This is a genomic window from Corallococcus sp. CA054B (genome assembly GCF_003611625.1).
Lineage (GTDB): Bacteria > Myxococcota > Myxococcia > Myxococcales > Myxococcaceae > Corallococcus > Corallococcus coralloides.
On sequence record NZ_RAVY01000003.1, the window covers coordinates 75,319 to 96,065 of the forward strand.

General features: G+C 72.3%; 17 protein-coding genes. 8 read left to right on the forward strand and 9 right to left on the reverse strand.

Translation table 11 applies throughout. From position 1 onward, the window contains the following. Positions 1-5 precede the first annotated feature (5 nt). Complete coding sequence (locus D7V80_RS01205) at positions 6-590, forward strand: hypothetical protein (protein ID WP_199738330.1); 585 nt, start codon at positions 6-8, stop codon at positions 588-590. Then, on the forward strand, positions 587-2,218 hold the full coding sequence (locus D7V80_RS01210; RefSeq protein WP_233585060.1) for a carboxypeptidase regulatory-like domain-containing protein: 1,632 nt from the start codon (positions 587-589) through the stop codon (positions 2,216-2,218). The genes D7V80_RS01205 and D7V80_RS01210 overlap by 4 nt, the downstream gene beginning before the upstream one ends. A gap of 11 nt (positions 2,219-2,229) precedes the next feature. On the opposite strand, the gene D7V80_RS01215 is transcribed toward D7V80_RS01210, so the two are convergent. From D7V80_RS01215 to D7V80_RS01225, 3 genes are all read right to left on the reverse strand, one after another. Further along, complete coding sequence (locus D7V80_RS01215; RefSeq protein ID WP_199738331.1) at positions 2,230-2,739, reverse strand: hypothetical protein; 510 nt, start codon at positions 2,737-2,739, stop codon at positions 2,230-2,232. Between the two features lie 98 nt (positions 2,740-2,837). After that, entirely contained in the window at positions 2,838-3,863 is a 1,026-nt protein-coding gene (locus tag D7V80_RS01220; protein ID WP_120586426.1) for a tetratricopeptide repeat protein, read from the reverse strand. A 133-nt stretch (positions 3,864-3,996) separates the two neighbouring features. Beyond that, a complete protein-coding gene (locus D7V80_RS01225; protein WP_120586427.1) occupies positions 3,997-4,728 on the reverse strand; it encodes a hypothetical protein in 732 nt (243 codons plus the stop codon). A gap of 181 nt (positions 4,729-4,909) precedes the next feature. Between D7V80_RS01225 and D7V80_RS01230 the strand changes: the two genes are divergently transcribed. Beyond that, the gene (locus tag D7V80_RS01230; protein ID WP_120586428.1) at positions 4,910-5,335 is read left to right on the forward strand and encodes a YciI family protein; all 426 of its coding nucleotides are present in this window, start codon (positions 4,910-4,912) and stop codon (positions 5,333-5,335) included. Between the two features lie 4 nt (positions 5,336-5,339). On the opposite strand, the gene mutL is transcribed toward D7V80_RS01230, so the two are convergent. Further along, complete coding sequence (gene mutL / locus D7V80_RS01235; protein ID WP_120586469.1) at positions 5,340-7,217, reverse strand: DNA mismatch repair endonuclease MutL; 1,878 nt, start codon at positions 7,215-7,217, stop codon at positions 5,340-5,342. Positions 7,218-7,319: 102 nt separating this feature from the next. Between mutL and D7V80_RS01240 the strand changes: the two genes are divergently transcribed. Next, positions 7,320-8,291 (forward strand): SDR family oxidoreductase, encoded by a 972-nt coding sequence (locus D7V80_RS01240; protein WP_120586429.1) that lies wholly within the window; start codon positions 7,320-7,322, stop codon positions 8,289-8,291. Next, positions 8,288-10,447: a lysophospholipid acyltransferase family protein gene (locus D7V80_RS01245; RefSeq protein WP_120586430.1), complete on the forward strand. Its 2,160-nt coding sequence runs from the start codon at positions 8,288-8,290 to the stop codon at positions 10,445-10,447. Before D7V80_RS01240 ends, D7V80_RS01245 begins: the two co-directional genes overlap by 4 nt. 36 nt (positions 10,448-10,483) lie before the next feature. Here the strand turns inward: D7V80_RS01245 and D7V80_RS01250 are convergent, their stop codons facing one another. Continuing rightward, on the reverse strand, positions 10,484-11,362 hold the full coding sequence (locus D7V80_RS01250) for a GGDEF domain-containing protein (RefSeq protein ID WP_014396723.1): 879 nt from the start codon (positions 11,360-11,362) through the stop codon (positions 10,484-10,486). Positions 11,363-11,457: 95 nt separating this feature from the next. Then, a complete protein-coding gene (locus tag D7V80_RS01255) occupies positions 11,458-14,052 on the reverse strand; it encodes a carboxypeptidase-like regulatory domain-containing protein (RefSeq protein WP_120586431.1) in 2,595 nt (864 codons plus the stop codon). Positions 14,053-14,249: 197 nt separating this feature from the next. On the opposite strand from D7V80_RS01255, the gene D7V80_RS01260 reads away from it, so the two are divergent. Further along, complete coding sequence (locus D7V80_RS01260; protein WP_120586432.1) at positions 14,250-14,549, forward strand: DciA family protein; 300 nt, start codon at positions 14,250-14,252, stop codon at positions 14,547-14,549. Continuing rightward, a complete protein-coding gene (locus D7V80_RS01265; RefSeq protein ID WP_199738332.1) occupies positions 14,546-16,147 on the forward strand; it encodes a CAP domain-containing protein in 1,602 nt (533 codons plus the stop codon). Before D7V80_RS01260 ends, D7V80_RS01265 begins: the two co-directional genes overlap by 4 nt. A 118-nt stretch (positions 16,148-16,265) precedes the next feature. Here D7V80_RS01265 and D7V80_RS01270 read toward each other — a convergent pair whose 3' ends face one another. Continuing rightward, positions 16,266-16,499, reverse strand: a complete 234-nt coding sequence (locus tag D7V80_RS01270; RefSeq protein WP_014396719.1) for a hypothetical protein — start codon at positions 16,497-16,499, stop codon at positions 16,266-16,268. Between the two features lie 314 nt (positions 16,500-16,813). Between D7V80_RS01270 and D7V80_RS01275 the strand changes: the two genes are divergently transcribed. Next, the gene (locus D7V80_RS01275) at positions 16,814-18,949 is read left to right on the forward strand and encodes a transglycosylase SLT domain-containing protein (protein ID WP_120586433.1); all 2,136 of its coding nucleotides are present in this window, start codon (positions 16,814-16,816) and stop codon (positions 18,947-18,949) included. Positions 18,950-18,958: 9 nt separating this feature from the next. Here D7V80_RS01275 and cmk read toward each other — a convergent pair whose 3' ends face one another. Together cmk and hisC are read right to left on the reverse strand one after the other, a co-directional pair. Next, complete coding sequence (gene cmk / locus D7V80_RS01280; protein WP_120586434.1) at positions 18,959-19,654, reverse strand: (d)CMP kinase; 696 nt, start codon at positions 19,652-19,654, stop codon at positions 18,959-18,961. After that, complete coding sequence (hisC, locus tag D7V80_RS01285) at positions 19,651-20,742, reverse strand: histidinol-phosphate transaminase (protein WP_120586435.1); 1,092 nt, start codon at positions 20,740-20,742, stop codon at positions 19,651-19,653. The genes cmk and hisC overlap by 4 nt, the downstream gene beginning before the upstream one ends. Positions 20,743-20,747: the final 5 nt, after the last annotated feature.

Here is a 20,747-nt window from a genome sequence, read left to right on the forward strand (position 1 = left end):
ACGCCATGCACCGTCACGCGACGCGACAGTCCCGGGGCATCCTCCAGCCGCTGGTGACAGCCCTGGGGCTCGCGGCGATCGCGGCGGGCTCCGGGTGCCTCATCCCCCAGGACGTGGCGCTGCTGGAGAGCGTGCCCCAGTTCCGCAACCGGCCGCCGCGCATCCTGGAGGAGCAGGTGGAGCCCTCCGAGCGCATCCTGCGCACCTTCGGCGTGGGCAACTGCGTCCAGAAGTTCAATGTGGTGGTGGAGGACCCGGACGTCGACGATCGCATCACCGTGGAGTGGTACGTGGACTACAACCCGTCCAACCCCACGGGCTACTACCGGCAGTTCGTCCTCGCCAACACCGGCCGGCCCGGCCGTGACGACCGCGGAGAGCTGACCATGGACCTGCGCACGGCCAACAACCCGCTGGCGCCGCCGGGCATCCACCTGGTGGAGGCGCTCGTCACCGACCGGAGCCTCACCAACCGCCAGCCGGATCCTCCGGACGAGGTCCTCCTCGCGGACGGCGGCGTGGTGAAGAACCCGGGCTTCGTCACCTCGTACTCGTGGGTGGTGAACACCGTGGCGGGGGACTGCCAGTGAAGCGAGCGGCGCTGGCGCTGGCGCTCGGGCTGACCGGGCCCGGGTGCGGCTTCCTGGAGGACGAGCCTCCGCCGGAGCAGCTGGTGTGCCGCTCCGACGCGGAGTGCGCCGCCGGCCAGGTGTGCTTCGTGGACGGCTGCGGCAACCCCGGCGGCGACATCGTCGTGGAGGTGCAGGCCCACCCCAAGGCGGGCCTGCTCGCGCAGGACTTCCCGGTGGACCGGCTGCGGCCAGAGCAGAACCTGGAGCTCTTCAGCCCCGTGCGCCTGACGGGGACCGTCACGCGCGGAACCTCCACCGCGGCGGACGGCGGCACGGCCCCCGTCCCCTACCGCGCCCCCATCCACCTGCTGGCCACGGGCGCCAGCCGCCTCATCCCGGGCGTGGCGCGGCGCCATGAGACGACGCTCTTCCCAGACAACGGCGCGTGGGCGCTGCCCGTGGGCAGCGGCCAGTACACCGTGACGCTCACGCCCCTGGACCCGGGCCTGCCGCCGCTGTCGCGCGACGCCTTCGTGGACCCCTCCTCGGGCGGCATGGTGGCCTTCGACCTGCCCATCGCGTCGCGCGTGGTGACGCTGACGGGGACGCTGCTGCTCCAGGGGGCGAAGCGGGTGGACGCGGACATGGAGGTGCAGGTGCTGGATGAGTCCCTGCGCCCGCTGTCCCAACGCGTCCGCGTGGCCCGCGACACGGGCGCGTTCCAGTTGGTGCTGGGCGAGGACGACGCCCGGCGCGCCACGGTGCTCGTGCGCGCGACGCCCGTGAACGCCGCGGACCTGGTGCCCTGGAAGACCTTCGTGGTGGACCCATCCACCCTTTCGCCCATCCCGTTGGAGCTGGGCGACTCGGGCGTGGCCGTGAAGGTGGAGGGCCGCGTGCTGGAGATGGATGGCCAGACGCCCATGGCCGGCGCGCGCGTGTCGCTCCAGGGCAGCGTGGCGGGCGGCGGCACCTTCAAGGGCGTGCCGGTGCTGACGGACAAGGAGGGGCGCTACCAGCTTCAGTCCCTGCCCGGCGTCGCGGAGTCCCCGCTCACGCTGGTCATCGTCCCGCCGCACAGCTCGCGCTCGCGCCTGACGCCCCAGCCGGTGACGGTGGCGGCGGTGGACACGGTGCTGCCGGACGTGACGTGCCCGGAGCGCATGACGGTGGTGGGCAGCGTGAAGAACCCGGAGGGCACCGGCCCCGCGTCGGGCGTGCGCGTCGTGGTGGAGCCGGTGGGGGCCCTGGAAGGCTACCCGCAGCCGCCCCTGGGCTTCGAGTCGTCCCTCACCACCGACAGCAACGGCAACTTCGCGCTGGCCCTGGACCCGGGTGAGTACCGGCTGGACTTCCTGCCCGGGGAGAACCTGCCGCGCGTCAGCCGCTTCGTCACCGTGCCGGCCGGCACCGCCGACTCGGAGGTGATGACGCTGGCGGCCTTCACGCTGTCACGGGGCCGTTCGTTGAGCGGCCGCATCACCCTGCCCCCGGACCCGGCGCTGGCGCCGGACGGCATCGCGGCGAACGCGTCCGTGCGCTTCTTCCGCGTGGTGACGGTGGGGGGACGGCCGGAGTCCATCCTGCTGGCGCAGACGGTGTCCGACAGCACGGGGCGCTACTCCACCGTGCTGCCCACGCGCTGAAAGCAGCGTGTCTACCGGCCGCTGTCCTTGCGGCGCGCGGTGTCGAAGGCGGCGTGCAGCGCGTCCACCGCGCCGCCCACCTCGCCCGCGTACTGCACCGCGTGGATGGTGTAGAGGTCCTGCACCTTCGTGAGGTGGCGGTACACCGAGCGCAGCTCCACGCGCGCCGGATCCCGCGACTCCAGGGCGCACTCGGACTCGGACTTGCGCACGCGCGTCAGCCAGTCCGTGCGGAAGCGCATCCACTCCTGGTCGACCTTGCGGGCGGGGAGGACGTGCACGAGCTTCTCGCGCTCGGACTCCAGGTCCTTCCAGTGCGCGTCCGCGGCGTCCAGGCATTCGCGCACGGTGAGCGGCGGCGTCACGGCCGGGGGCCTCGGGGGCGTCATCGCCGCGACGGAGTGCCCCACGTTCCAGATCAGCCACAGCGAGACCAGCGAGGCCAGCGTGATGTGGACCGCGTACGCGGCGCCACGGTAGCGGCGGAAGCGGGGGTCTTTCTGCGAGTCGGGAGCGGACACGGGGCCCAGGTCTTACGACCCTGGCCCCCCGGGTGGCAATGCCTCCCTTGCACACCGTCCGGAAGGCGAACCCTGCCCGGACGGCGGCGGTGAGGGGACTACTGGCCCGCGGCGGGGGCTGCCACGGCCGGAGCGGCCTGGGGCGCGGCGGCCGGAGCGGCGGCGGGCACCGCGGCGGCGTCACCACCGGCGGCGGCGCGCTTGGCGGAGTTCAGCCGGCCGCGGAACTGCGACAGGTACTGGGTGGCCGGGTACGTGGCCAGCGCGTCGCGCACCGTGTCCGCCGCCTTATCGAACGAGCCTGTCTCCTGGTACGACTGGGCCAGCAGCAGCATGGCGTAGTCACGCGTCTTGGACTTCCTGTCGCCTTCCACGAAGCGGGCCAGCAGCGGCACGGCCTTGTCGTGCTGACGCAGCTGGTTGTAGGCGGTGCCCAGGAAGAAGGACGCGTCCAGCGCGTCCGCCTCCTGCGGGTTCATGGCCAGGAAGCGCGACAGGTTCTCCACCACGGCGGGCATCTCGTTCTTGCGGAAGGCGATCTTCCCGCGCTCCAGGGCGGCGTCGCCCGTCTCGCGGCGCAGGATGGCGGCGCGGTCGTTCAGCGCCTGGCGCTCCAGCGAGGACAGCTTCTGCGTGTCCAGCTTCACCAGCGCGTCGATGCCCTTGAGGCGCTCGTCACCCGGCAGCGTGGTCATCATCTTGTAGACTTCGTTCGCGGCGCGCTGGGCCGTCAGGTGCGCGGTGGTGTCCGCGCGCTGCTTCTCCAGCTGCCCGGAGAGGTCCGCCACCTGCTTCTCCAGCCGCTCGCGCTCGTTGGTGTTGCTGGAGCTGCGCGCGCCGTTCACCAGCACCGCGCCACCGACCGTCAGAACCGCGAAGAGCGTGTAGGCCACCGCCGAGGAGAGCCACTGCCGCTTCTGGAAGTCCTCGTGGCGCTTGCCGACCGCCTTCACCTCCGCATGGAGGTTCTTCAGCAGGTTGTCCGTCTTGATGACGAGGTTGCGCGACTCGATGACCTCGCGGCGGAGCTCGGAGAGTTCCTTCTCGAGGTCGGTCTTCGGCTGTTCAGAGGGGGGCATGGACATCTTCCTGGGACCGGAAATGACTTCGGCCGACTCACGCATGCTAGGGGACTCTCCGGGATGAGGGGCGGGTTCTTTTTCCGCTCCCAAACAGGGCCCTTGGTGCCCACCATTCCCCGGAAGTCCCTGCTCCGCGCGCGCTCGCCTGCTTTCGTGTTGGAACTTTCCCGAGCCTCTAGAACGAGGCCATGGGACGGGATGGATTGGGCGGGAACGCATACGTCACGCCGAGCCCGAACCAGTTGCCGCCGTGACTGAAGCTGAAGGGCCCCTTGAACGCCTCGGCGTTCGGAGACTCCACGGGGCCGCGCAGGAGCATGAAGCGGTACTCGGCGGTGATACCCCACTCCGCGGACAGGCGGAGCGTGGCGCCGAGCGAGCCCACCCAGGCCTGGGAGACCCGCTCCTGGATGGACGAGCCCTCGCGCGTCGAGGAGATGACCGCGGGCCCCGTGAGCACGCCCGCGGAGGGGATCAGCCCCTGCGGCCCGATGTCGAGCACGCCCTGGAAGCGCACGCCGAGCAGCGCGCCGTACGACACGGTGCTGACCTTGCGGGACACGGTGGCGCCGTCGGCCCCGGGCTCGGACAGGCGCAGGGTCTGCGCGGTGCCGAACAGGTCGATGCCCACCTCCACCAGGTCCGACATCGCGTACGCGAACGTGGCCACGCCCAGGGGCCCACCCGAGGACTCCGGCGCGCGCTCCAGGCCGTTGCCCGGCCCCTTGGCGCCGTACCAGGCGTCGTAGAGCGTGCCGTTAGAAGTGAGCCGGTAGCCGGCCTGCACGGTGATGCGGCCCACGCCGTCCAGGTTGGTGGGGGCCCGCGCCGCGCTCCAGTCGCCTTCCTCCTGGGCAAGGGCGGGCGCGGTGGCGAGGGCGAAGACGAGCGGCAGACGGCGGAGCATCAAGGCGCGGTTCCCGGGGCTTTCTGCCGGCACGGGCGCTCGCGGCCCGGTGCTACAGGCGTGTCGCACACCGTACCCGGGGACCTTGCCGCGTCAACTTTCCGGTCCGTCCCCCACCGTGTCGATTTCGCGCCCTACCATTCGTCGCCATTTTGAACCCGACGTTCCAGGAGAACTCCCCATGCGCTTCATGATGATCGTCAAGGCCACCAAAGACAGCGAGACCGGCCGGCTCCCCTCCACGGAGGAGCTGACCGAGATGGGCAAGTACAACGAAGAGCTGGTGAAGGCCGGCATCCTGCTCGCGGGCGAAGGGCTGCACCCCAGCTCCAAGGGCACCCGCGTGTCGTTCTCCAAGACGGGGACGACGGTGACGGATGGCCCCTTCTCCGAGACGAAGGAGCTGATCGCCGGCTTCTGGATCATCGAGGTGAAGTCGCGCGAGGAGGCCATCGCCTGGGCGCGCCGTATCCCCTTCCAGGACGGCCAGGTGGAGATCCGCCAGGTGGCCATGGCGGAGGACTTCGCGCCCAGCGACCCCACGGGCGAGCTGCGCGCGAAGGAAGAGGCGCTGCGCGCCCAGGTCGAGGCGAAGGCCAAGGCCTGAGCCGTCAGCGAGCGCGCCGCTCCAGCTCCAGCAGCGGCATCTCCAGCACCACCACCGTGCCGTGCGTGCACGGGGGGGTGAAGTCCGCGCGATCCAGCTCGCCCAGGAGCGCGCGCAGCTGCGCGTCGGTGAGCGGCGAGGAGGACGCGCGGCGCGCGGCATGACAGGCCATCACGCGCACGGCCTCCGCCAGGCTCGTCACGTCCAGCGGAGCGCTGCGCGGAGGCAGCGCGCGCGACAGGGCCTCCAGGAGCGCGCGGGGGTCCACGCCCTCCAGTCCCGCCGGCACCGACTTGAGCGCGAGCGCCGTGCCGCCGAAGGGCTCCACGTCCACGCCCAGCTTGAGCAGCGCCTCGCGGCCGTCCACCAGCGCCTTCACCGCCGCCAGGGACAGGTCCACCGTGGTGCCGAACAGCGACGGCGGCGGCGCCTTCGTGTCGTCCTCCAGCCGGCGCAGGTACGCGGTGAGGCGCGCGCGCTCCAGCGCGGCGTGCGGATCCAGGACCACCAGCGTGCCGCCGGGGCCTTCACATACGTGGAAGCGGCTGCCCAGCATTCCCATGGGGCGCAGCGCCGCGAAGTAGCCCGGGGGCGGAGCTTCGTTGAGCTGCGGCTGCGCTTCGCCGAACCCGAGCGTGCGGCCCGGCACCTGGGGGGCCTGGAACGGACCCGGGAACGCGCCGCCCTGCGCTCCACCGTTCGGCGTGAAGTAGGACGGCGTCAGCGGGCGCGCGGGCGTCGAGCCTCCCGGTGCGTCCATCGCGGTGGGCAGCGGCGCGCCCCAGGTGGCCTCCTGCGCGCGGGTGAGGAAGCGCTCCACGGCGTGCGCGTAGTGCGCTGCGTCCCGGGGCTGCGGGTTCGCGGCCTGCTCTTCCGGCGAGCCCAGCCACGGGGCCGCGCGCAGCACGCGTGAGAGGGCGGCGCTGATCGCGTCCTGCACGCCGCGGGCGTCCGCGAAGCGCACCTCCATCTTCTGCGGGTGCACGTTGACGTCCACCGCGGCGGGCTCCACGTCGATGTGCAGCACCACCACCGGCTGCCGGCCCGCGGGCAGGAAGTCCTGGAACGCGCGCTGCACGGTGCTGATGAGGCCGCGGTCGCGGATGTAGCGGCGGTTGACGAAGGTGTAGAGGCCGCGCGCGTTGGGCAGCGTGTACTCCGGCGACGCGAGGTAGCCCGTGACGACGACGCCCAGCCGGCGCTCCTCCACCGGGAACAGGTGCGGGAAGGACGCGGGGCCCAGGGCCGCGGCGATGCGCTCGCGAGGGTCGTGTCCGCTGGCGGGGCTGGAGAAGAGCTCGTTGCCCTCGTGCGAGGCGAAGAAGCCGACCTCCGGGTGCGCGAGCGCCAGGCGCACCACGGCCTCCTCGCAGTGCTTGAGCTCCGTGGCGCCCTGGCGCATGAACTTGCGGCGCGCGGGCACGTTGAAGAACAGGTCCTGCACGGTGATGACCGTGCCCACGCGGGGCGGCGCGTCCTCCACCGTGGGCGGGCCGCCGCCCTCCACCGTGACCTGGGTGCCCTCGTGCGCGTCCGGCTCCGCGGTGTGCAGCGTGAAGCGGGACACGGAGGCGATGGCGGGGATGGCCTCGCCCCGGAACCCCATGGAGTCGATGTGGAAGAGGTCGTCCAGCTCGCGCAGCTTGCTGGTGGCGTGGCGCTCCAGGCAGAGCGTGGCGTCCACGCGGCTCATGCCGTGGCCGTCGTCGGAGATGGTGATGCGCCCCACCCCGCCGGCCTCCAGCTCCACGCGCACGGTGCGGGCGCCAGCGTCGAGCGAGTTCTCGCACAGCTCCTTCACCACGGAGGCGGGGCGCTCCACCACCTCGCCGGCGGCGATCTTGTTGATGAGCACGTCGCTCAGGCGCGCGATTCGGGACATGGCGATCAACCACCCTCCGCCACCTGGATGACGTTGTCCAGAACATCACGGGCGCACTCGGCTGACATTCCTGGACGGCTGGGCTAACACCCGCCCCTGCGAATGGAAGTGATCCGAGCAGGCAAGGGCCCGATGCGCATCGCGGTGACAGGAGCCAATGGCGACTACGGCAGGCTGCTCCTGCCGAGGCTGGAAGCGGACCCCGGCGTGGAGAGCATCCTCGTGCTGGACACGAAGGAGCCTCAGCCGATGAGCAAGGTGGAGTTCCACCGTGTGGACCTCACCCGCTACGACGCGGAAGGAGAGCTGACGGACGCGCTCACCGAGCGCCCCGTGGACGCCCTCTTCCACCTGGCGTTCCTCTTCGGGCCCATCCTCAACGGTCCGCTGGCGCACGAGCTGGAAGTCATCGGCACCATGAACGTGCTGACGGCGGTGGGCCGCGCCCGGCTGCCCCGGCTGGTGGTGCCGTCCCTCACGGCGACGTACGGCGCGCGGGGCAACAACCCGGCGCTCCTGCGCGAGGGCTCACCGCTGTTCGGCTGTCCGCACAGCCGCTTCGTGAACGACAAGGTGGAGGTGGAGGGACAGGTGCGGGCCTTCCGCGAGCGCAACCCCGACACCCGCACGCTGGTGTTGCGCTTCGCTCCCCTGCTCGGCCCGAGCCTGGACAATCCGGCGACGCGGTTGCTGTCGCACGCGGTGGTGCCCACGCTCCTGGGATTCGACCCGCTCTGGCAGGCCATCCACGAGGAGGACGCGGGCCGGGCGCTGCACCTGGCCCTGCGGGCGGACGCAGCGGGAGAATTCAACGTCGTGGGGCGCGGAGTGTTGCCCCTGTCCGGGCTCATCCGCCAGGCGGGCGCGCAACCGCTCCCCCTGCCGGGGCCGTTGTTTCGTGGAGCACTTCGCGCGCTCGGGGTGGTGGGAGCGGGCACGTTGCCGGTGGCCCTGCTCGACTACATGCATTACTCCTGGGTCGCGGACGGGGAGCGCGCCGAGTCCGCGCTGGGGTTCGTGCCCCTCCACCATGTCAGGGACGCCGCCTCGGCGCTCAGAAGGAGCCAGTCATGACCAAGGGTGTCCTCGGGAATGATCCCTTCCAGCGGGGCGCCGCGCCTCGCACGGGCGAGGTGAAGGACGACGCGGCCGCCCCGAAGGCCGCGAAGAAGTCCGCGGCGTCGAAGTCCGCGAAGGGTGCGAAGTCAGCGGGCAAGGCGAAGAGCGCCAAGGGTGGCGCTTCGAAGGCCGGCGCCCAGGCGAAGGCGCCCAGGGGCGGCAAGGCCGCGGAGGCGAAGCAGGCCACCGCGACGCCGAAGACGCCCGCGGCCAAGGTCCACATGTTCGAGGCCCGCGCCAACGGACGCGGCGGCGCGAGGCACGAAGAGGACGCGCGCGACGTGGAGCACGCCTCGGGAGCGGGGAACGGGCGTCCGCCCGCGAAGGACCCGCACGCCGCGGAGCAGCATCCCGTCGGCGAAGAGGTCTCGCCCCTGCGCGAGCCCTCCGTACCGGTCCCCGCCGCCGAGCCCCGGCCGTCACGTCCCCAGGTGCTGGCGGACGAGGTGCATGCCTCGCGTCCCCAGGAGCGCAAGGTGGACCGCGCCCTGACGGAGGCCCTCGCGTCGGACGCGGCGGAGGCCGCCGCGAAGACGGCCGTGGACGAGCTGTTCGAGGGACGCCAGGGGCCGGACCGCGACATCGAGCGCGTCCTCGCGACGGAGCTCGTCGCCGAGGTGGCCGAGTCCGCCGTGCGGCAGGTGCTGGACAATGGCAATGGCGACGCCGCCGAGCGACAGGTCGCCACCGCCGTCGCGACCCAGGTGGCCGAGGCCACCGCGGGCGTCGCCGTGGACCAGGTGCTGGACCGCAACGCCACCAGCCCCGAGGAGCGGGCCCTGCCCTCCGCCGAGGACCGCGACCCGCGGGACCTGGACGAGGTCGGAGACGCCGAGGAGACCTGGCCCGCCGACGCCTGGGTCCGCGACCCGAAGGACGTGCCCCCTCCCGAGGACGCCGGGGACCTCTGGACCGCGGACGCCTGGCGCCGCGACCCGGACGGCATGGCCGCGCCAGAGGACCCGGACGAGGATGACGACCTGGTCACCGGCGTCGAGCGTGTCGAGGAGAACGGCGTGCACATCTCCGTCTCCATCATCGAGGGCGCCGCCCCCACGGACGTGGAGCCGGAGGTGGAGCTGCCCGACGAGTCCCACGACGAGCTGCCCCCCAGCCGCCGGCCCCTGTCTCTCGTGAGCGACCCCGGCGAGGCGCCCCTCCCGGAGGAAGCGGAGCGGGATGCGCGGGGCTTCGACCGTCCGGAGGAACCGGCCCCGTCGTCCGGCTTCGCGGGCCGCGCCGCAGGCATGTTCTCCCTGGCGAAGGAGATCGCCGGACAGGCGCTCGCGAGCGAAGGCCTGGGCCGCGCCGTGGGCGCCATGCACGGCCTGATGGAGGCCATGCGCACCAGCCTGGGCGCCGGCGGCGGCAGCCGGCTGGATGACTACGGCAAGGACGCGGGCCTGGTGGAGAGCCTCCAGCCCGTCCTCGACTTCCTCTACGAGCAGTACTGGCGCGTCTCCGTGGAGGGCGTGGATCAGGTGCCGCGCGGCGCCTCCATCCTCGTCGCCAACCACTCCGGCGCCCTGCCCTACGACGGCCTCGTGATGGCGCAGGCGCTCCTGCGGGAGCGCCCGGATCTGCCCGAGGCCCGCTGGCTGGTGGAGGATCAGGTCTTCCACGCGCCCATGCTCGGCACCCTCTTCAACCGCCTGGGCGCCGTGCGCGCCTCGCCGGAGAACGCGCTGCGGCTGCTGGACGAGCACCGGCCGCTCGTCGTCTTCCCGGAGGGCTACCAGGGCGCGAGCAAGCCGTTCGCGGAGCGCTACCGGCTCAAGCGCTTTGGCCGCGGCGGCTTCGTGAAGCTGGCCTTGCGCACCGGCGCGCCCATCGTCCCGGTGGCCATCGTCGGCGCGGAGGAGACGTCGCCGCTGCTGGGCCGCCTCCCTGGTGGCTTCCTGGGGTTCCCGTCGCTGCCGCTCACCGCGCCCGGCCCGCTGCCCGCCAAGTGGACCATCCGCTTCGGAGAGCCCATCACCATGGAAGGCCTGGCCCCGGAGGCCGCGGACGACCTGGGTGAGGTGCAGCGGCTCACCGAGCGCACCCGCGAGTCCATCCAGGGCATGCTCCAGGCCCTGCTGCGCGAGCGCCGCTCCGTCTTCACGGGCTGAGCTTCGGCTTGAGCTTCGAGCGGTACTCCGGGGGCGTCAGCCGCAGATGCGGTTGCGCCCCTGGCTCTTCGCCGTGAAGAGGTGCTCGTCCGCCGTGCGCACCAGGTCCGCGGGCTCGCGGTGCTGCGGCTCCAGCGTGGCCACGCCCATGGACAGCGTGACGGGGATGACCTGCTTGTCGAACTCGAAGCGCTGCCGCTCCACCAGCTTGCGCACCTTCTCCGCGAGCTGACGGGCGCCGGCCAGGTTGATCTCCGGCAGGAGCAGCGCGAACTCCTCACCGCCGTAGCGCGCGAAGACGTCCTCGCGCCGGATGCGCGTGCGCACCGTGGACGCCAGCTGCTTGAGCACCGAGTCCCCGGCCAGGTGCCCGTAGGTGTCGTTCACGTCCTTGAAGTGATCCAGGTCGAACATCACCAGCGACAGCACGCGCTCGTAGCGGCGGCTGCGGGAGATTTCCCGGTCCAGCTGCTCGTCGAAGTAGCGGCGGTTGTAGATCTGCGTGAGGCCGTCCATGGTGGTCAGCCGGTAGATCTCGTCGTGGTACGCCGCCTCGATGTTGCCGCCCGCGATGAACTTGAAGATGGTGCGGCCAATCTTCACCAGGTCGCCGTTCTGCAGCGACCGCGCCGACGACGCGACGTCGTCGTTGACGAACGTGCCGTTGGTGGACCCCAGGTCCTCGATGCGCACGCCCTTGGTGGTGTTGGTGATGCGCGCGTGGTTGCGGCTCACCGCCTCCTGATCAATCTGGATGTCCGCCTTGGACGACCGGCCGATCAGCGTCTCCTCACGCGCCAGGTCGTACTTGCGCCCCAGATCCAGGCCGTAGATGACCACCAGCGCCGCGTCCAGGTTGACGGGGCGCTCGGAGATCTTCGAGATGACGGTGACGACCGTCTCCTTCTGGCCCATGGAGCGAAACGTATCACCGCGCAATTCGCGAAAGCGAATTCACGGCCGGACCGGGTTACCCCGCCAGGTCGCAGACGCACTGACACCCCAGCACGTCAGGGCACCCGCACCGTGCGGGCGGCACTGACGGCGGGGCGCAGCGGCAGCCCGAGCCCGTCCACCAGCGACGCCACCAGCGTGACCTCCGCCCCGGAGCAGGCGGTGGGCAGGGCGAGCTCCACCTCGCCCGAATGCGTGGCCACGTCGCCGCGCACCACCGACAGGTCGCAGCCAGGGCCGCCATCGCGCACGGTGAGCAGCACCCCACCCTCGTCACCGTTGGCGGCGTCCGTCCCCACCTGGAAGCCGTCCACCCGCACGCGCACGGTGGCGCCGCGAGCCAGCGACGCGCCCTCGGCAGGAGCGAGCCAGGTCACCTGGGGCCGGCCGTAGTTCAGCGTGGACGCGGCGAGCACCGACTCGGCGAGCCGCTCGGGTGCCATGCCTCCGGACTCCGCCAGCGCGGAGAGGTTCATCGGACGGCCCTCGGACATGGCCACGTTCAACGCCTCCACCGACAGCGACGCGCGCGTGCCCTCCGTGTCGCCCTGGAACGTGCGGTCCTCCAGCCCGGAAGGAGGCACGGGCAGGCGCACGCCGGTCACGGACCTGCGGCTGTCCACCCAGACCGTCCAGCGCCGGCCGGCCGCGTTGGTGAAGGTCGCGCGCACGATGGTCGCGCCCGGGAGGAAGCTGTCCATGCGCCACTCGCGCGGCAGCAGGCCGTGCCACGGCGCCGCGTCCGGGTTGTAGTGCGCGCCCACCGGGATGCCGAGGAACATGTCCCCGAGCGTCACCGGCTGAAGGCCCTCCGGATCGAAGCGGGGCGCGTCCAGCTTTGTCATCACCGCGCTGGTGGCCACGCCCACGGCCTCTTCGCCGCCCAGCACTCCAGACGACGCGACCGCGACCAGCCGGTACGGCTGTCCCTCCAGGCCGTGATGGGCCGGCGCCATGCGCACGCGCACGAGGCCCGGCGAGGACAACAGGGGCTGCGTGTCCGTGTTCGGATCCACCGGGTTGGCGTTGACGGCGGCGCCCAGGCCCAGCGGCACCATGCCCTGGCCGGGCGCGGTCACCGAACCCACCACCAGCGTGCGACACAGGTAGGTGTCGCGGAAGCGCGGAAGCGGCGGGACGCGCACCACGAACGGGAAGGCCAGCGGCACCTGCTGGAAGTCCAGCGACGTGACGGGCCCACGGGGCGGAAGCTTCCCCTCGATTGGCGCATGCAGGGGGAAGCGCACGTCGCGCTGGACGGCGGAGGAGAACCGCCCCGACTGCGGCAGCGCGCGCGCCAGGAGCAGCAGCGGATCCGTGCCTGGATCCATCATCCCCGCCGGCAGCTCGCCGGACGGCACCTGCGCGGTGAGGGCCCAGGCGGTGCGCGTGCCACAGGTCCCCGAGCGCGTGGCCGTCTCCGGATCCGTTCCGTCCGCGAGCGCCGTGTCGCACACCCCGGAGATGCCCGGCGCCTCCACGGACTCCTGAGGAAGGACGCCCAGCCCGTTCACCCAGACGTTGGCGGGCAGCTGGAACGGGCGCATCACCCCCCTGAGCGAAAGCTCCACGTTCCGCTCGGGCCCCTGCACCTGGGCGGGGGCCGCTTCGGACAGGAGGCCCGGCACGGACAGCCCCGCCATCCCCAGGGCCAACGCGCCGCCCGCCCCCACGGGCGCGAGGTGGGTGAACCGGGCGCTCACTCCGCCCACGCGGTCCGTCGGGTTGCGGCGCAGCGGCAGCCGCAGGTCCCGCGAGCCGGTCATGTCGTAGTTCGCCACGGTGAGGTAGCCGAAGTCCGGGTGGAAGACGGACACCGTCGAAGAATCACTCCGGGCCACCAGCACGGCCACGCCCTGCGCGTCCGTGGACCCGCTCGCCGTCACGCCGCCCAGCGCGTCCGCCACCACCACCGAGGCGCCCTCGACGGGGTAGCCCGAGAGCGCGTCCGTCACCACCACCCGCACCTGCCCCGAGGCGGTGTGCGGAGGCAGCACGGTGACGCGCGCACGGCACGCGACGGTGCCCACCCGGGCCTCCACCGCCTCCTCCTCCGGGCCCGCCATCTCCAGGGTGAACGTGGCCCCGGAGCCGGTGCCTCCGCCCTTCACGCGCGCCGACACGGCGGACCAGGTGAGCCCGCTCGGCGGGACGAAGGGCTGGCCCGTGGCATCGGACACCCAGGCCTCGAAGCGCAGGGTCGTGCCCACGGGCGCGATGATGCGCTCGGGCACCACGCGGCAGGCCTTGGCGCTGGACGACGGCGGGGGTGCCCCACAGGCGCCGTCGCGGCACAGCTCCCCGTCCTCGCAGTCACTGTCTCCGGTGCAGAGGGCGGGGACGCAGCGGCTGGCGTCACAGCGGCAGCCCAGCGACAGGGACTCACAGGCGGCGATGGCGTTCAGCTCCCCGCGGCGCTTCACCGAACAGTCGAGGTCCGTCCGGCACGCGGGCTCACAGCGCGACAGGGCGGTGTTGCAGAAGAACAGCGCCGGATCCCCACAGTCCTGATCCACCGTGCAGAACGCGTCCGTCGGGCCCCCGCGGATGAACGGCGCATCCACGTCGGACATCGCGCAGCCCATGGCGCACGCCAGCAGGCATGCGAGCACGAGGCCGGGGGACCGGACCGGATGGGGGATGGGACGCATGGGGACTCCGAGGGGGACCGGCCTTGCCCCGACCTTACAGGGGGAAGGGCCGCGACGCGACCGGCGATGGCAGCGGAACCTCTTTCGCTGAACGTCCAGAACCCGGGGCGGAACCCGGGGCCCTGAAAAAATCGGACGGGCGGGCAGGCAAGTGTCGGTTGGCTTCCGTCGCCAGGGGTTCCAGAATCGGAGCGACGATGGCGCGCGGTGAACCGAAGACCTTGGAGAGCCTCCTGCCCCGGGTGCTGGCGCGCCTGGCGGGAGAGTCAGGCCGCGCGTCGTCGCTGATGCCGCTCTGGACCGCCGCGGTGGGAGAGAACATCGCGCGCCACAGCCGGCCGCACCAGCTGGACGGAAGCACGCTGATCATCTCCGTGGAGAGCGCCGAGTGGGCCCAGGTCCTCTCCCGCCAGGCCGACTCCCTGCGCGAGCGGCTCAACGAGAAGCTGGGCGCTGGCACCGTGAAGACGCTCGCCTTCCAGCTGGAGTCGCGATGAAGCGCGCGCTTCTGGGCCTGCTGCTCGCGGGCGCCGCCGTCCTGCCCGCGTCCGCCGCGCCGCCGTCCCCGGCGGTGGCCTCCGTCTCCGCCCCCGCCCCGGAGGAGACGCCCCAGGCCCCGGAGGAGACGCCCCAGGCCCAGGAGGCCCGGGCCCGGCTGCACGTGCTGCGCGAGTTCGAGCGCGTGGGCCGCCGCGCCCCCACGAGCGACAAGGCGCTGGAGGCCGCGGCCCGGAGGCTCGCGCGCGAGGCCCTGAGCGGGTTCACCACCGGCGCCCCGGACCTGCTCACGTTGACGGAGGCGGTCAGCGACTCGGGCGCCGCGGATCCATCCCCGAAGGTGCTGGTCATCCGCGCCTGGGTGCACGCGCACGCCATCGAGACGTTCCTCGCCCGCACGGACTTCAACGACGAGCGCGTGAGCCACTTCGGCGTGGGCGTGGCCTTCCTGGGCGAGCGCGCCGCGCTGGTGCTGCTCGTCGCGGACCGCAAGGCGGAGGTGCTCCCCTTCCCCCGGAAGATCGCCAGGGCCGGGACGGAGAAGCGCGTGTGCGGCCGGCTCGTGCCGCCGCTGCGCAGCCCGCAGGTCTTCGTCACCCGGCCGGATGGCGAGGTGGAGGCCGTGGCCCTGAGCCGCGCGCCCTCCGGCACCAACGGCTTCTGTGCCCTGGTGGGCTTCAACACCCCCGGCAGCTACACCGTGGAGGTGGTGGGCCAGGCGAGCGCGGGGCCGGAGGTGACGTCGCTGTTCCTCGTGCAGGTGGGAGCCCGCTCCACGCGCGACGGACAGGAGTCCCAGCGCGAACCCACCACGCTGGCCGAGGCCCGCACCGCCCTCTACGAGCGCATCAACACCCTGCGCCGCGCGCACCAGGTGCCGGAGCTCACGCCGGATCCCACGCTGGAGGACGTGTCGCTGCGCTACAGCACGCGCATGGCGACGGAGGGCTTCTTCGCGCACATCGCGCCGGACGGCTCCACGCTCACCCGCCGCCTCCCGGAGGGCACGCGCTACGTGCGCGCCGGAGAAAACCTGGGCCTGGCGGCGGGCCCGCTCGCGGCGCACTTCGGCATCGAGCACAGCCCCGGCCACCGCAAGAACCTGCTGGACCCCGCGTTCCGCTTCATGGGCGTGGGCGTGGCGTTCCAGAAGGTGGACGGCCGCGACCAGGCCATCGTCACGGAGGTCTTCACCGCGGCCTCGCCCGGCGCGGCGCTCCCGGTGGACCCGGTGTCGGACGTCTATGACGCCCTGTCCCGGCACCGCGCCACGCTCAAGCTGCCGCCCCTGGTGCGCAGCGAGGCGCTGGAGCAGCTGGCGCGCGACCACGCCCGCCGCGCGCTGGCGCAGGACGAACCCACCGCCGGAGACGGAGACCCGTCCCCGCTGCACGAGCGCGTGTTCTCCGCGCTGCCGGACGCGGGCACCGCTTCGGTGGATTTCTTCGTCGTGGGCGACCCGGGCGCCGTACCGGAGTCACGCAGCCTGGCCACCGCCACCTACACCCGGGTGGGTGTGGGGCTGGTGCGGGGCAACTCCAAGCGCTTCGGCCAGGGCCAGTACTGGGTGGCCGTCATCTACGCCGCGGTCCCCTGAAGCACCCGCTTCGAAAGAGGAACGCCGACGCGGACGCCGGCCACGACCGGGCTTCGGGCGTGACCGGGTGCAAGCTCGCGCGGGCCCGGTGCAACGGGCCCCATGTCAGACGTCCCGGTTAGACAGGACGGCGCTGCGTGGCGTACGCCTCCAGCCCCATCTGCGGAGGAGCGAGGTTGGCGTACATCGGGCACTTCATGCACGTGAACGACTGCCAGCCGCGACGGACCGCCTCATCGAGGCAGTTGTCGTAGTGGTTGCAGTTCAGGTTGCGATGCGTCTCGACGCCTGCCCGCTTCGGGCCGGCTTCGGGATTGATGGTCTGCGGCAGATCGGATGGACACGGCTTCATGGAGCCTCCCCTATGAGCTGTTTCCCCCCCCGAGGTCTGTGAACGAGCAGGTGCTACCGACGACAGGTCTTCCTGCGACGACAGGTCTTCCTGACACGACGGCGGTCCGGAGTAGCGCTCAACGGCGGCGCAACGTAAGGATTCCCTCCGGATAGCGCAACGGGCCGACAACCCCGCGGGACCAGCCCGTGGGCGCGGGATCTAGGACTTGTCGGGCCGACTGTCAAACCGACCCCCGCCCACCTGGTGGGGAATGTCGGCTGCAAACCTCTCGTTCGGAAGCCGCAAGGCCGCGAAGTGAAAGGAAGAATCCCATGAGTTGGACCGGCTGGGTGGCGGGTTGGGTGACGGGGGTGGCGCTGGGGCAGTCCCCGGCGACGCTGGAGGCCGTCCGCCTGCACCGGTCCGACGCGGCGTCGCTCGCCCGGGCGGAGCTCACCGCCTGCGAGCAGGCGAAGTGCCCGGACGCGGGCCGCCTGGGCCTGCTCGCCGGGACACTCGTCCTTTCGGACGGGGACGCCGCTCAGGCGCGGGACCTGCTCACCCGCCATGCGCCCCCGGCGCCCCTGGAGGCCTTCCACGCCTTCTACCTGGGCCAGGCGCGCTTCTACGCGGGCGACCCCAACGGCGCGGCGAAGGACTTCGAGCGGGCCCTGGAGAAGGCCTCCCCTGCCCTGGCCGTGCGCGCCCGCGCCCGCCTGGGTGAGTCGCTCCTGGACGCACACCGTCCCAAGGACGCGGCCCCGGTGCTGGAGTCCGCGGCGGCGGCGCAGCCCACCCCGGAGCTGCTCTTCCAGCGCGCCCAGACGCGCGCGGCCACCGGCAACGCGGCGGGCCTGCGGGCGGACCTGAAGACGGTGGCGCTGCGCTTCCCCACCCACCCCTACGCGGACGAGGCGCTGGAGCAGCTGGCCGCGCTGAAGCCCGCGGTGAAGCTCACCCTGCCCGAGCATCTCCAGCGCGCCCGGGGCCTGCTCTCCGACGGCGCGGCGACGCGGGCCGAGGACGAGCTCCTGACGGCGGAGAAGCGGGGGCTGGTGAAGGGCGTGCCCGCCCAGGCACAGGTGGCGCTCCTGCGCGCGCAGGTGCTCTTCGCCCGAGGCAAGCGCGAGGAGGCGGAGAAGGCGCTCGCGGTGGCGCGCAAGGGGCCGCCGGCCATCGCCGCGGAGGCCGCGCTGGTGGTGGCGCGCCGGGCGCTGAAATCGGACGACAACGAGAAGGCGCGCAAGCTGATGGCGGCGCTGGACAAGGCCTACCCCTCCCAAGCGGCCGGTGAGGAGGGCGCGTTCTTCGCCGCGTGGTTGGACCTGCAGGGTGGCCGCTTCGAGGACGCGGCGAAGTCCTTCGCGGACTACGAGAAGCGCTACAAGGGCTCGCGCCGCCGCGACGAGGCGATGTGGTTCCGCGCGCTCTCGCACATCCGGCTGGAGCAGTACGCGAAGGCGCGCCAGGCGCTGGACGACCTGGTGACGGCCTATCCGAAGACGAGCATGGCGCCGCAGGCGCGCTACTGGCAGGCGCGCACGGAGGAGCTGGGCGGCGGCAAGCCGGCGACGGTGGGGCCCGCCTATGAGGCCGTCATCAGCGCGGCGCCCGCGTCGTTCTACGCGCTGCTCGCCACGGAGCGGCTGCGCGAACTGGGGCGCACGCCGCCCGCGGCCTTCCCGCAGCCTCCGAAGCAGCTCACCCTCCCCCGCCCGCCGGAGCTGGAGCTGGCGGTGGCGCTGACGCGCGCGGGCCTCTTCCGCGACGCGGCGGACGAGGTGCAGTCGCGCGTGTCGGGCCTGCGCGGCGCGGACCAGGCGCTGCCGTTCGCGCACGCCCTGTTGCAGCTGGGCGAGTACGGCCACGCGCACGTCGTGGCGGCGCGTCACCTGTGGGGCCGCGCCTTCGGGGCGAAGGCACCGGACGCGCTGGCCGCGTTCTACCCGCGCGCGTTCGCCCAGGCGGTGGAGACGGAGGCCACGCGGCAGGCGCTGGATCCGTTCCTCGTGTGGGCCATCATGCGGCGCGAGAGCGCCTTCCGGCCGGAGGTCATGAGCGCGGCGGACGCGCGCGGCCTGATGCAGATCATCCCGCCCACGGCGACGGAGATCGCCCAGAAGATGGCGGAGCCCGCGCCCGCGCCAGCGGACCTGTTCGCCCCGGAGCGCAACATCCGCTACGGCGCGTGGTACCTGGCGCAGCTGATGAAGCGCTTCGCGCACCCGGCGCTGGCGGCGGCGGCCTACAACGCGGGCCCCAAGGCGGCGGTGCGCTGGACGCAGGAGCGCGGCGGCCTGCCCCTGGACCTGTTCGTGGAGTCCATCCCGTACCGGGAGACGCGCGGCTACGTGAAGCAGGTGATGGCGGACCTGTACCTCTACCACCGCTTCTACGAGAAGGACGGCACCCAGGCCCGGCTGACCATGACGGTGCCCGCCCCCACCACGGACGGCGTCAGCTTCTAGGGGACGAACTCAGGCGCCGCGCGAGGCCCGGCGGCGCTCGATTTCCTGCTCCAGCGACCGCACCACCTCCGACAGCGGCATGCTGCTGGAGTCCACGTGCACCGCGTCCTCGGCGGGCTTCAGGGGCGCCACTTCACGGCCGGAGTCCGCGGCGTCGCGGCGCGTCTGATCCTGGAGGACGCCCTCCAGGCTGCTGTCCACTCCCTTCTGGAACAGCTCCTCGAAGCGGCGGCGCGCGCGCACCTCCGGGTTCGCCTGGAGGAAGAACTTCACGTCCGCGTCCGGGAACACCACCGTGCCAATGTCCCGGCCCTCCAGGATGGCACCCGACGCCGCCTCCAGCGCCAGCCGCCGCTGGAGCGCGAGCAGCCCCGCGCGCACCACCGGCCGCCCGGACACCTGCGACGCGCCCATGGAGATGGGCGGCGTGCGGATCTCCGACGACACGTCCTCGCCGCCCAGGAAGACGTGGTTCTCCTCGCCCACCACCTGGAAGTGGATGCGCACGCGCCCGAGCAATTCGCCCAGCTTCGCGTCGTCGTCGAACGCAATGCCCTCGCGCGAGGCCATCAGCGCCACGCAGCGGTAGATGGCGCCGGTGTCCACCAGCGCGAAGCCCAGCCGCCGCGCGAGCAGCTTGGACACGGAGGACTTGCCCGCACCGGCCGGCCCGTCGATGGCGACGATGAACGGACGCGTGCTCATGACAGGGCCTCCTTCAGCGCGGCCACGCAGCGCGCGTTCTCCTGGGGCGAGCCCACGGAGATGCGCAGGCAGTTCGGGTGGCCGTTGCCCGCCATGGGCCGCACGATGACGCCCCGGCGCAAGAGCTGCTCGTACACCTCACCGGACGGACGGTGGCAGTCCACGAAGACGAAGTTCGCGTGGCTGTCCGTCAGCGTGAGCCCCAGCTTCGGCAGCTCTTCTCCGTAGAAGCGCAGGCCCACGCGGTTGTTCTCGCGCGTGCGCTCCACGTGCTCGGTGTCCTCCAGCGCGGCCATGCCCGCCGCCTGCGCCACCGTCGTCAGGTTGAACGGCATGCGCGTGCGGTGCACGTAGCCCGCGAGCTTCGCGTCCATCACCGCGCAGCCCAGCCGGATGCCGGCCAGCCCGTGGATCTTGCTGAAGGTGCGCAGCCCCACCAGGTTCGGGTGCGCGTGGAACAGCTCCACGGCGCTCGCGTAGTCGGGCCAGTCCACGAACTCCGCATAGGCCTCGTCGTGGACGACGAGCACGTCCTTCGGCACCGCCGCGAGGAACGTCTCCAGGTCCTTGCGCCCGAACGTGGTGCCCGTGGGGTTGTCCGGGTTGGCCAGGAACACCATGCGCGTGCGCGGCGTGACGGCGCGGGCCATGGCCTCCAGGTCGTAGCGGAAGCCCTCGCGCATGGGCACCTCCACGAACGCACGGCCGTGCGCCTGCGCGGAGATGCGGTACGCGGGGAACGAGCCCTTGCACAGGAGGATCTCCTCCTCGGGCGTCGTGAACGTGCGCATCAACAGCTCGATGAGCTCGTTGGAGCCGCTGCCCAGCACCACTTCCTCCGGCTTCACGCCCAGGTGCGCGGCGAGCTTGCGCACCAGGTGGAAGCTGGTGGCGTCCGGGTACAGGTGCACCTGCGCGGCGGCGTTGCGCATGGCCTCCACGGCGCGGGGCGACGGGCCCAGCGGGTTCTCGTTGGAGGCCAGCTTGATGACGCCCTTGAGGCCGTACTCCCGCTCGGTCTCCTCGATGGGCTTGCCCGGAACGTAGGCCTTGAGCGTCTCGACGTAGGGAGGAACGAGCGGTCGCATGTGGT

Bases quoted from the DNA above. Each gene is read 5' to 3' on its own strand.
- D7V80_RS01205 (WP_199738330.1), top strand. From the start codon at position 6: ATGCACCGTCACGCGACGCGACAGTCCCGGGGCATCCTCCAGCCGCTG.
- D7V80_RS01220 (WP_120586426.1), bottom strand. From the start codon at position 3,863: ATGCGTGAGTCGGCCGAAGTCATTTCCGGTCCCAGGAAGATGTCCATG.
- D7V80_RS01225 (WP_120586427.1), bottom strand. From the start codon at position 4,728: ATGCTCCGCCGTCTGCCGCTCGTCTTCGCCCTCGCCACCGCGCCCGCC.
- D7V80_RS01230 (WP_120586428.1), top strand. From the start codon at position 4,910: ATGCGCTTCATGATGATCGTCAAGGCCACCAAAGACAGCGAGACCGGC.
- mutL (WP_120586469.1), bottom strand. From the start codon at position 7,217: ATGTCCCGAATCGCGCGCCTGAGCGACGTGCTCATCAACAAGATCGCC.
- D7V80_RS01240 (WP_120586429.1), top strand. From the start codon at position 7,320: ATGGAAGTGATCCGAGCAGGCAAGGGCCCGATGCGCATCGCGGTGACA.
- D7V80_RS01245 (WP_120586430.1), top strand. From the start codon at position 8,288: ATGACCAAGGGTGTCCTCGGGAATGATCCCTTCCAGCGGGGCGCCGCG.
- D7V80_RS01250 (WP_014396723.1), bottom strand. From the start codon at position 11,362: ATGGGCCAGAAGGAGACGGTCGTCACCGTCATCTCGAAGATCTCCGAG.
- D7V80_RS01255 (WP_120586431.1), bottom strand. From the start codon at position 14,052: ATGCGTCCCATCCCCCATCCGGTCCGGTCCCCCGGCCTCGTGCTCGCA.
- D7V80_RS01260 (WP_120586432.1), top strand. From the start codon at position 14,250: ATGGCGCGCGGTGAACCGAAGACCTTGGAGAGCCTCCTGCCCCGGGTG.
- D7V80_RS01265 (WP_199738332.1), top strand. From the start codon at position 14,546: ATGAAGCGCGCGCTTCTGGGCCTGCTGCTCGCGGGCGCCGCCGTCCTG.
- D7V80_RS01270 (WP_014396719.1), bottom strand. From the start codon at position 16,499: ATGAAGCCGTGTCCATCCGATCTGCCGCAGACCATCAATCCCGAAGCC.
- D7V80_RS01275 (WP_120586433.1), top strand. From the start codon at position 16,814: ATGAGTTGGACCGGCTGGGTGGCGGGTTGGGTGACGGGGGTGGCGCTG.
- cmk (WP_120586434.1), bottom strand. From the start codon at position 19,654: ATGAGCACGCGTCCGTTCATCGTCGCCATCGACGGGCCGGCCGGTGCG.
- hisC (WP_120586435.1), bottom strand. From the start codon at position 20,742: ATGCGACCGCTCGTTCCTCCCTACGTCGAGACGCTCAAGGCCTACGTT.